The sequence below is a fragment of the Pseudomonas fluorescens genome, from assembly GCF_902497785.1.
GTDB lineage: Bacteria > Pseudomonadota > Gammaproteobacteria > Pseudomonadales > Pseudomonadaceae > Aquipseudomonas > Aquipseudomonas fluorescens_BO.
Genome location: NZ_CABVHK010000003.1, coordinates 430,907 through 441,606 on the forward strand (window position 1 = coordinate 430,907; position 10,700 = coordinate 441,606).

Genomic DNA, 10,700 nt, shown 5'->3' on the forward strand with positions numbered 1-10,700 from the left:
ACCCAGCCGACGCTCTGGATTCCTTGTGATGCTCGACTAGCACGGCTTTAAGTTTCTCCCGCTCAGGCTTCACCTTACCTTGGCGCTGACGCCAGGCATAAAAGCTGCTGCGGTTGACTCCAAACGCCCGACAGCAATTGTTAACGCCGTACTGCTCGTCCAGCTCGTTGATCAGCGAAAATGATCTTTGGAGTCCAAAAGCAGGAGAGCACTGGCCTTTTTTAGGATTTCAATATCCAGGTCTTTCTGCCTGAGCAACGCCTTAAGCTGCTGAATCTCTCGCTGATCCGCGGTAATCGCCTTAGCGCCCTGCGGGGTCGAACCCAGGCGCTCTTTGCGAACCTGATCGACCCAACGGCGCAAGGCGGTAGGGCCGATATCCAGACTGGCACAGACTTCGGGAACTGACTGGCCCTCGTCCAGCACCATGCTGGCAGCCTTGAGCTTGAACTCACTGGAATAAGATTTACGCATATTCAAACACCTCAGATTTGGGCGCCATCATAACGCCCGATTGAAGTGTCCAAAATCATTAGGCCAGTTCAGCTTGCTCGCGATGGCGATTTATCATCCAGCAATGATGTTGGCTGACACACCGCTATCGCGAGCAAGCTCGCTCCCACAGGGTTCAGCGCCTACTCCCGCGGATCGATGTTATCCAGCGCCCGATTCACTGCCAGGTCGGCGAGCATGATGAGCTGCTGAATCCCCAATAACATCCTGCGCTGCGGCCCGCTCACAAACACCGCAAAATCACACGCCATCACACTCGCCGACGCCAGCGACTCACAGGCGCTCGCCAACAGGGTTTCGGTGTCGATACCTGGGGTGATTGAATACATTGTGGTGGGGGTGTGGGGGGATGAGGTTTTAAGATCGCAGGGATCGAAACCCAGGTCGGAAGCGGGATCGACGGGATCGGTTTGGGGGGTTGTTTCTGGAGGGTTGGGGGTTGCTTTTGGCATTTTTAAGCTCCGTATACCTGATGGAACCACCGGAACCTGTCGCTAAACAAGTTAGGGTGGCAGCTGCACGCAGGTTAGCGAACCGGGAGGTATAAGACCCGGCAGACCCGAGGGTCTCCCGCGCACAGCTACCATATCGACAACCACAAACCTGAAGCGGGCTGCAATTGAAAATGGCGCATGATTGCGCTTATACCTTGTCGGGTCGCTAAACCCGATCGCTGAATGGCAGCGATGCGCAGACATTAGATACCAGAGCCAAGGCACACAGGCCGGCGGATTCTGGCGTAGTTGTAGGCAAAGGCGCAAGGCAATGTAGTCGTGGATTTGCCCTACAGACGGTGGCTGTGTGCAGGCCAGCGAATCGACGCACCCTCCCAGATTTACCCAAAACCCTGTGGGAGCGAGCCTGCTCGCGAAGGCGTCGTGTCAGCCAACATTCATGTTGAATGTGAATCAGCTTTCGCGAGCAGGCTCGCTCCCACAGGGGAAACGGTGCAAATCCAGAAAACATGTGCGCTCAAACCAGCGAAGCGCGCCCGCGTGAAGCCACGGTCGGCCCGCAGGCCGCCGCGATCTTGATCTTGATCTTGATCTTGATCCTGAGCGCCCCGTTAAACCACGCTGGCCGAACGCAGGCATTGCGCAGCGGGGAAACCGGCATGGATGCCGGTTTAGCCGCGCTGGGCCAGGGATGGCCCTTCGCGGCGACCCGCGGAGCAATGCCTTCGTTCGGGCACACCGAGCCCAAGCGAGGTGCCGAGTGGTGGGGCAAGAGCGTTGGGTTACTTTGCGCTTTTCAAAGTGACTCGCCGTAAGGGCGAAACCAACAGCAGCCGTTACAGCAGAAACGGATATGTACACCAAACCAAACAAATCACCCCACCTAATACCCCATCATTCAGAAAACCCCCATCCCCCCCAGGTTAACAAAACATAACGTGGCGTCGATTGTCAGACCTTTCCAAACCCCGATAGGATAAGCCAGCTTCCGAAGGGGCTCTGGATTGCGGGTTTCAGGACTATGCTCTAAACCGTTCAATCACAGTGAACACCCCTTACGGCGCCCTGAAAGGTTGAACGACCTAACAATAATAATGGGGGAAGGTCTATGAGTGAGCCTGTCATGGGTGTGGGTACCTGCCGCCCGCCGGCACTGCGCAAAATCGCGTTGCTGGCCACAGCGCTCTCGCTGTTGGGCTGTGCCGTGTTGTCGGCACCTGTGCTGGCCGCTGCGGCGCCGGCATCCGACGTTGTTTATTCCGTTGAATCGGCCAAGGCCAGCAAAAGCCTGATGCTCGACGTCGTCCACGCCGGCAAGCGTCTGGTGGCGGTCGGTGATCGCGGGCACATTCTGTATTCCGATGACCAGGGCGCGACCTGGACCCAGGCCAAGGTGCCCACCCGGCAATTGCTGACTTCGGTCTATTTTGCCGACGACAAGCACGGCTGGGCCGTCGGCCACGACGCACAGATCCTCGCCAGCGAGGACGGCGGCGTCAGCTGGACCAAACAATATGAAGACCTGAAACGCGAATCGCCGCTGCTGGATGTCTGGTTCCAGGACGTCAACAGCGGCTTTGCCGTGGGCGCTTACGGCGCACTGTTCGCCACCACCGACGGCGGCAAGCACTGGGAAGACGTCAGCGATCGCCTGGACAACGAAGACCAGTACCACCTCAACGGCATTGCGGCCGTCAAGGACGCCGGGCTGTTCGTCGTCGGCGAGCAAGGCAGCATGTTCCGTTCCGCCGACTGGGGTCAGACCTGGGAAAAACTCGAAGGCCCATACCAGGGCTCGCTGTTCGGCGCGATCGGCACCGCTGAAGCCAACACACTGCTGGCCTACGGTTTGCGCGGCAATCTGTTTCGCTCCACCGATTTCGGTACCACCTGGGAGCCGGTCGAGTTGAAAGCCACCCGCGGTGCCCTGGAGTTCGGTCTGTCCGGCGCGACCTTGCTCGACGACGGGTCGATCGTGATCGTTGGCAACGGCGGTTCGGTGATTCGCAGCACTGACAACGGCGAAACCTTCAGCGTATTCAACCGCGCGGACCGCATTTCCGTCTCGGCAGTGACAGCAGCAGGTAACGGTAATCTGATTCTGGCAGGACAGGGCGGCGTTCGCGCTACTTCGCCAACCGGCTCAGAGCTGGACAAAAAATAAGAAGGGCGGAGCTATGACATCCATGACAAGTCATCACCAGGACAAGGCGACGTTTCTCGAACGCCTGATTTTCAACAACCGCCCGGCAGTAATCGTGATCTGCCTGCTGGTCAGCATTTTCCTGTTCTGGCAGGCGACGCTGATCCGGCCGTCCACCAGTTTCGAAAAAATGATCCCGCTCGAGCATCCGTTCATTCAAAAGATGATGGAGCACCGCAACGATCTGGCGAACCTGGGCAACACGGTGCGCATTTCGGTTGAAGCCACCGACGGCGACATCTTCTCCAAGGAATACATGGAGACGCTGCGCCAGATCAACGACGAGGTGTTCTACATCTCCGGCGTTGACCGTTCCGGCCTCAAGTCGTTGTGGAGCCCCAGCGTTCGCTGGACCGAAGTGACGGAGGAGGGTTTCGCCGGTGGTGAAGTCATCCCGCAGAGTTACAACGGCTCCCAGCAAAGCCTCGACCTGCTGCGCAACAACGTGCTCAAGTCCGGGCAGGTCGGGCGGCTGGTGGCGAACGATTTCAAGTCGAGCATCGTCGATATCCCGCTGCTGGAGTCCTACCCGGACCCGCAGGATCAGGGCACGTTGCTCGCCCTGGATTACCGCAAATTCTCCCACGAGCTGGAAGACAAGATTCGCGACAAGTTTGAAAAACAGAATCCCAACGTCCAGATCCACATCGTCGGTTTCGCCAAGAAGGTCGGCGACCTGATCGATGGTCTGGTGATGGTGGTGATGTTCTTCGGGATTGCCTTCGTCATCACCCTGATCCTGTTGTACTGGTTCACCAACTGCATGCGCAGCACCGTGGCGGTGTTGAGCACGACGCTGGTGGCGGTGATCTGGCAACTCGGTCTGATGCACTTCTTCGGCTTCGGGCTTGATCCGTATTCGATGCTGGTGCCGTTCCTGATCTTCGCCATCGGTATTTCCCACGGCGTGCAAAAGATCAACGGCATCGCCCTGCAATCCAGCGAGGCCGACAACGCCCTGACCGCTGCGCGACGCACCTTCCGCCAATTGTTCCTGCCGGGGATGATCGCGATCCTCGCGGATGCGGTGGGGTTCATCACGCTGCTGATCATCGACATCGGCGTAATCCGCGAGCTGGCGATTGGTGCGTCCATCGGCGTGGCCGTGATCGTCTTCACCAACCTGATCCTGTTGCCGGTGGCGATTTCCTATGTCGGCATCAGTAAGCGTGCAGTCGAACGCAGCAAGAAAGACGCGCACCGCGAGCACCCGTTCTGGCGCCTGCTGTCGAATTTTGCCAGTCCGAAAGTCGCGCCGGTGTCGATAGTGCTGGCCTTGCTGGCCTTCGGTGGTGGCCTCTGGTACAGCCAGAACCTGAAGATCGGCGACCTCGACCAGGGTGCTCCAGAGCTGCGCCCGGACTCGCGTTACAACAAGGACAACAACTTCATCATCAGCAACTACTCCACCAGTTCCGATGTGTTGGTGGTGATGGTCAAGACCAAGTCCGAAGGTTGCTCGCGCTACGAAGCCATGGCGCCCATCGACGAACTGATGTGGAAGATGCAGAACACCGAGGGCGTGCAGTCGGCGATCTCGCTGGTGACCGTGTCCAAACAAATGATCAAGGGCATGAACGAGGGCAACCTGAAATGGGAAACCCTGTCGCGCAACCCTGATGTGCTGAACAACTCCATCGCCCGCGCCGATGGTCTGTACAACAACAGTTGCTCGCTGGCACCGGTGCTGGTGTTCCTCAACGATCACAAGGCGGCAACGCTGGATCGAGCGGTGCATGCGGTGCAGGAATTCGCCAAGGAGAATAACAAGGACGGCCTGGAATTCATCCTCGCCGCCGGTAACGCCGGTATCGAGGCAGCGACCAACGAGGTGATCAAGGAATCCGAGCTGACCATCCTTATTCTGGTCTACATCTGCGTCGCGACCATGTGCATGATCACCTTCCGTTCCTGGGCGGCGACCTTGTGCATCGTGCTGCCGCTGGTGTTGACGTCGGTACTCGGCAACGCCCTCATGGCCTTCATGGGCATCGGCGTGAAAGTCGCGACCTTGCCGGTGGTGGCGCTGGGCGTGGGGATTGGTGTGGATTACGGGATCTACATTTATAGCCGACTGGAAAGTTTCCTGCGTGCCGGCCTGCCGTTGCAGGAAGCCTATTACCAGACGTTGAAATCCACTGGTAAAGCCGTGCTGTTCACTGGCCTGTGCCTGGCGATTGGCGTGTGCACCTGGATCTTCTCGGCCATCAAGTTCCAGGCCGACATGGGCCTGATGCTGACCTTCATGCTGCTCTGGAACATGTTCGGCGCTCTGTGGCTACTGCCGGCGCTGGCGCGATTCCTGATCAAGCCGGAGAAAATGGCGGGGCAGAAGGGCAATTCGCTGTTTGCTCATTGATACCAGGCTGAAATAGAAAAGCCGCAACCCAAGGGTTGCGGCTTTTTTGTTTGAGGATCAAAAGATCGCAGCCTTCGGCAGCTCCTACAGGCGTGCACAATCAAAAGATCGCAGCCTTCGGCAGCTCCTACAGGCGTGCACAATCAAAAGATCGCAGCCTTCGGCAGCTCCTACAGGCGTGCACAATCAAAAGATCGCAGCCTTCGGCAGCTCCTACAGGTGAGCACAATCAAATGTAGGAGCTGCCGAAGGCTGCGATCTTTTGACTTGGCTTTAAGACAAATCAGTTCCGAGCACCACGTTCAACGCACTACGCGCATCGTCCAGCTGAACCAGCGTCGCATGCCGCGCACCCAGCGCGTCGCGGTTTTCGATGGCGGTGAGGATTGCCTTGTGCCGTGGCAATGCCAGTTCATGCAGGTTTGGCCGCTGGTTGGAGTGTTTCAACGCTTCGGCAATCGCCACCGACAACATGTTGCACAGGTTTGCCAGCAGGTCGTTGTGGGTCGCATCGGCGATGCGGCTGTGAAAATCCAGGTCCGGTTGCAACAGCGCTTCCGGGTTCGGCGCGGCTTCCATGCGTTGGTAGGCTTCGCCGATGGAGGCGATGTCCGCGTCCGTGGCGAACTGTGCAGCCAGGGCGGCGGCGGCCGGTTCGATGATGCTGCGCACGCTGGTCAGCAAATCGAAGAATTGATTCTGCGGGCTGCTTTGCATCAGCCAGTGCAGCACGTCCGGGTCCAGCATGTGCCATTCCTTGCGCTGCTTGACCACCGTGCCAACCCGCGGTCGGGAATACACCAGGCCTTTGGCAACCAGCACCCGCGTAGCTTCGCGCAGTACCGGGCGGCTGACCGCGTATTCCTCGCACAACAGCGCTTCGGCGGGCAGTTTGTCGTCCGGCTTGAAGCGCCCCGAGACGATCTGCATGCCCAGTTCCTGGACGATGCGCGAATGCATGCTTTTGCGGTCGGAGGGTTTGCGGTAATCCATGGGGAACGGCGCGATCCTGTGCGATGAGAGGTGCCACGCATGATAGCAGGCGCGGGCAGCGGGTGATCCAGCCCTTGCAAAGATCGCAGCCTCCGGCAGCTCCTACATCGACCGAGTGCAGCGCAAGTTGTGCGTCGTACCGGTTCGTAGGAGCTGCCGAAGGCTGCGATCTTTTGCTCTTAATGAGAGTGGCGCGGCACTTCGGCCCCGCGGCAACCCACCAGGAAGTCAAAGTCACAGCCCTGATCCGCCTGCAGCACATGGTCGATGTACAGCTGGCGATAGCCGCCGAGGATCATCTGTTGCGGCGGTTGCAGGTCGGCCATGCGCGCTGCGAGTTCGGCGTCGGGAATGTCCAGGTGCAAACGCCCACTGGCGCAATCGAGCTCGATCCAGTCGCCTTCTTTCACCGCCGCCAAAGGTCCGCCGGCCGCCGCTTCCGGTGCCACGTGCAAGACCACCGTACCGTAGGCGGTGCCGCTCATGCGCGCATCGGAAATGCGCACCATGTCCGTCACGCCCTGGGCCAGCAGTTTCGCCGGCAAGCCCATGTTGCCGACTTCGGCCATGCCCGGATAACCCTTCGGCCCGCAGTTCTTCATCACCAGAATCGAGTTGGCATCGACGTCCAGCTCGGGATCGTTGATCCGCGCCTTGTACATGTCGAAGTTCTCGAACACCACCGCGCGCCCGCGATGCTGCATCAGTTCAGCCGTGGCGGCGGAAGGTTTGAGCACCGCACCCAATGGCGCCAGATTGCCGCGCAGCACACAGATGCCACCGTCGGCGCGAATCGGGTTGTCAAGGGTGCGGATCACTTCGTCCTGACCGTAGATCGGCGCGTCCTTGGTGTTCTCGCCGAGGGTCTTGCCGTTGACGGTCAAGGCGTTCGGATTCGGAATCAGGTTGGCTTCGCCGAGGCGACGCAGCACCGCCGGCAGGCCGCCGGCGTAGTAAAACTCTTCCATCAGGAAGCGCCCGGACGGTTGCAGGTCGACGATGGTCGGCATGCCGCGACCGATGCGGGTCCAGTCGTCCAGGTCCAGTTCCACGCCGATACGCCCGGCAATCGCTTTCAGGTGGATCACCGCGTTAGTCGAACCGCCGATGGCGGCGTTGACGCGAATGGCGTTTTCGAAGGCTTCCTTGGTCAGGATCTTCGACAGCTTCAGGTCTTCGCGAACCATCTCCACTGCGCGCATGCCGGACATATGGGCCAACACATAACGACGTGCATCCACTGCCGGAATGGCCGCGTTGTGGGGCAGGGAAGTGCCGAGGGCTTCGGCCATGCAGGCCATGGTCGACGCGGTGCCCATGGTGTTGCAGGTGCCGGCCGAGCGGGACATGCCGCCCTCGGCAGCGAGGAAATCGTCGAGGGTGATGGTGCCGGCTTTGACTTGTTCACTGAGCTGCCAGACCACGGTGCCGGAGCCGATGTCCTGTCCCTTGTGCTTGCCGTTGAGCATCGGCCCGCCAGTGACGACGATGGCCGGCACGTCGCAACTGGCCGCGCCCATCAGCAACGCCGGGGTGGTTTTGTCGCAACCGGTCAGCAGCACCACGCCGTCAATCGGGTTGCCGCGAATCGCTTCTTCGACATCCATGCTGGTCAGGTTGCGGGTAAACATGGCGGTTGGGCGCAGGTTCGATTCGCCGTTGGAGAACACCGGGAATTCCACCGGGAAACCCCCGGCTTCGATCACGCCGCGTTTGACATGATCCGCAATCTGGCGGAAATGCGCGTTGCACGGGGTCAGTTCCGACCAGGTGTTGCAGATGCCGATGATCGGCTTGCCATGAAACTGGTGGTCGGCGATGCCCTGATTCTTCATCCAGCTGCGGTACATGAAGCCGTTTTTGTCGGCCGTGCCAAACCATTGGGCGGAGCGCAGGGTGGGTTTCTTATCAGACATGATCGGTTCTCTTATTGTATGACTATATTGTTCGAGCTGAGGCGTAACATAAGCGCAAATTGCCCTATTTGGAAGTGTTGCTTGAGTAAATAGTATTACTATATAGTCGCCGTCAACGGAGGGATGGCCCTGGCAGATTTTTTGGCGAGAGGCGTCCCCCGAGGTTCTATAACAACAACAATCGGAGACCGATCTCATGAGCCAGGAACTGCGGCTTATCCGTCGCATCACGCTGAAACTGATTCCCTTCCTGATCCTGCTGTACCTGATCGCCTATGTGGATCGCTCCGCCGTAGGTTTCGCCAAGCTGCACATGGGGGCCGACATCGGCATCGGCGATGCCGCCTACGGGCTGGGTGCCGGGCTGTTTTTCATTGGCTATTTCCTCCTGGAAATCCCCAGCAACCTGATGCTGGAACGCTTCGGCGCGCGGCGCTGGTTCGCGCGGATCATGCTCACCTGGGGCGCCATCACCATTGGCATGGCCTTCGTTCAAGGGCCGCACAGTTTCTACGTGATGCGCTTTCTGCTCGGCGCCGCCGAAGCCGGGTTCTTTCCGGGCGTTCTGTACTACATCACCCAGTGGTTCCCGGTGCGCCATCGCGGCAAGATCCTCGGCCTGTTCATCCTCTCGCAACCCATTGCCATGCTGATCACCGGCCCGGTGTCTGGCGGTCTGCTCGGCATGGACGGCATTCTTGGACTGCATGGCTGGCAGTGGCTGTTCATCGTCATCGGCACCCCGGCGATCCTGTTGACCTGGCCGGTACTGCGTTGGCTGCCTGATGGCCCGCAACAGGTGAAGTGGATGGATCAGCCGGAAAAGGACTGGCTGGCCGGCGAGCTGAAAAAGGACCTGGAAGAATACGGCCAGACCCGTCACGGCAATCCGCTGCACGCCCTCAAGGACAAACGCGTGTTGCTGCTGGCGCTGTTCTACCTGCCGGTGACCTTGAGCATTTATGGCCTGGGCCTGTGGCTGCCGACCCTGATTAAACAGTTTGGTGGCACTGACCTGGTGACCGGCTTCGTATCGTCGGTGCCGTACATTTTCGGGATCATCGGTTTGCTGATCATTCCGCGCAGTTCCGACCGTTTGAATGATCGCTACGGCCATCTGGCGGTGTTGTATGTGTTGGGTGCCATCGGTCTGTTCATGAGTGCCTGGCTGACGGTGCCGGTGCTGCAACTGGCGGCGTTGTGTCTGGTGGCGTTTGCGCTGTTTTCCTGCACGGCGGTGTTCTGGACCTTGCCAGGCCGATTCTTCGCCGGCGCCAGTGCTGCCGCAGGGATCGCATTGATCAACTCGGTGGGCAACCTCGGCGGCTATATCGGGCCGTTCGTGATCGGAGCGTTGAAGGAATACACGGGGAATCTGGCGTCGGGGTTGTATTTCCTGTCTGGCGTCATGGTCTTCGGCTTGATTCTGACGGGCTTGGTTTACCGCGTGCTGGAGCGCAAGCATGTGTTGCCGGCAGACCAGTTCGCCGCCAGCGCCCGGGGCGCGACCCGCACTTGAGAATTTCCCCCATTCAACTGTGGGAGCGAGCTTGCTCGCGATGGCGCCGGTTCAGTCAACATTGATGTTGGATGTGATACCGCTATCGCGAGCAAGCTCGCTCCCACAGTGGGCATAGCCAACTTCGAGATTCTTTACAGGAGAAAAATCATGCGTTTGGTGCAATTCGAATTGATTAACGGCGAGCGCCGTGTTGGCGTGGTCGAGGACGATCTGGTCCGCGAAGTACAAGACGCTCGCACGGTGCGCGATCTGGCGCTGGGGGCGATTGAAGCCGGGGTCAATCTTGAGCAACAAGTGAATGCCCTCGGCCTGGGCGTCAGCCACGACTACGCAGAACTGCTCGCCACACTGCGCATCCTGCCGCCGCTGGATCACCCGGACCCGGCGCACATGCTGGTCAGCGGCACCGGCCTGACCCATTTGGGCAGCGCTTCGGCGCGGGACAAGATGCACCAGCAGGCCGGCGATGAAACAGCGATGACCGACACCATGCGCATCTTCAAATGGGGCGTGGAGGGCGGCAAACCGGCGGCAGGGCAGGCCGGTGTGCAGCCGGAATGGTTCTATAAAGGTGATGGCAGCATCGTCGTCCGTCCCGGCCAGCCGTTTCCGCTGCCACCTTTTGCCGAAGACGCCGGTGAAGAGCCCGAGCTCAGCGGGCTCTACGTTATTGGCCACGACGGCAAACCCTATCGCCTCGGGTTCGCGGTGGGCAACGAGTTCTCCGACCATGTGATGG

The 10,700-nt window shown here is 59.5% G+C and carries 7 protein-coding genes and 1 pseudogene; 4 read left to right on the top strand and 4 right to left on the bottom strand.

Annotated features, from left to right (window positions below; all coding sequences use genetic code 11):
- Nucleotides 1-171: 171 nt before the first annotated feature.
- Together F8N62_RS31755 and F8N62_RS07035 are read right to left on the bottom strand one after the other, a co-directional pair.
- Nucleotides 172-474, bottom strand: a complete 303-nt coding sequence (locus F8N62_RS31755) for a transposase (protein WP_224791342.1) — start codon at nt 472-474, stop codon at nt 172-174.
- A gap of 161 nt (nt 475-635) precedes the next feature.
- Nucleotides 636-965: a DUF6124 family protein gene (locus F8N62_RS07035; protein ID WP_150710261.1), complete on the bottom strand. Its 330-nt coding sequence runs from the start codon at nt 963-965 to the stop codon at nt 636-638.
- Between the two features lie 1,111 nt (nt 966-2,076).
- Between F8N62_RS07035 and F8N62_RS07045 the strand changes: the two genes are divergently transcribed.
- Together F8N62_RS07045 and F8N62_RS07050 are read left to right on the top strand one after the other, a co-directional pair.
- Nucleotides 2,077-3,132, top strand: a complete 1,056-nt coding sequence (locus F8N62_RS07045) for a WD40/YVTN/BNR-like repeat-containing protein (RefSeq protein WP_150710263.1) — start codon at nt 2,077-2,079, stop codon at nt 3,130-3,132.
- A gap of 22 nt (nt 3,133-3,154) precedes the next feature.
- Nucleotides 3,155-5,530, top strand: coding sequence for an efflux RND transporter permease subunit (locus F8N62_RS07050; protein WP_150710264.1), 2,376 nt, complete (start codon nt 3,155-3,157; stop codon nt 5,528-5,530).
- A gap of 273 nt (nt 5,531-5,803) precedes the next feature.
- On the opposite strand, the gene F8N62_RS07055 is transcribed toward F8N62_RS07050, so the two are convergent.
- The gene (locus F8N62_RS07055; protein ID WP_150710265.1) at nt 5,804-6,523 is read right to left on the bottom strand and encodes a FadR/GntR family transcriptional regulator; all 720 of its coding nucleotides are present in this window, start codon (nt 6,521-6,523) and stop codon (nt 5,804-5,806) included.
- Nucleotides 6,524-6,702: 179 nt separating this feature from the next.
- The gene (locus tag F8N62_RS07060) at nt 6,703-8,439 is read right to left on the bottom strand and encodes an IlvD/Edd family dehydratase (protein WP_150710266.1); all 1,737 of its coding nucleotides are present in this window, start codon (nt 8,437-8,439) and stop codon (nt 6,703-6,705) included.
- A gap of 196 nt (nt 8,440-8,635) precedes the next feature.
- Between F8N62_RS07060 and F8N62_RS07065 the strand changes: the two genes are divergently transcribed.
- Both F8N62_RS07065 and F8N62_RS07070 read left to right on the top strand, forming a co-directional pair.
- Nucleotides 8,636-9,958: an MFS transporter gene (locus F8N62_RS07065; RefSeq protein ID WP_150710267.1), complete on the top strand. Its 1,323-nt coding sequence runs from the start codon at nt 8,636-8,638 to the stop codon at nt 9,956-9,958.
- 150 nt (nt 9,959-10,108) lie between these two features.
- A pseudogene (locus tag F8N62_RS07070) lies at nt 10,109-10,700 on the top strand (FAH family protein); the annotation flags it as partial.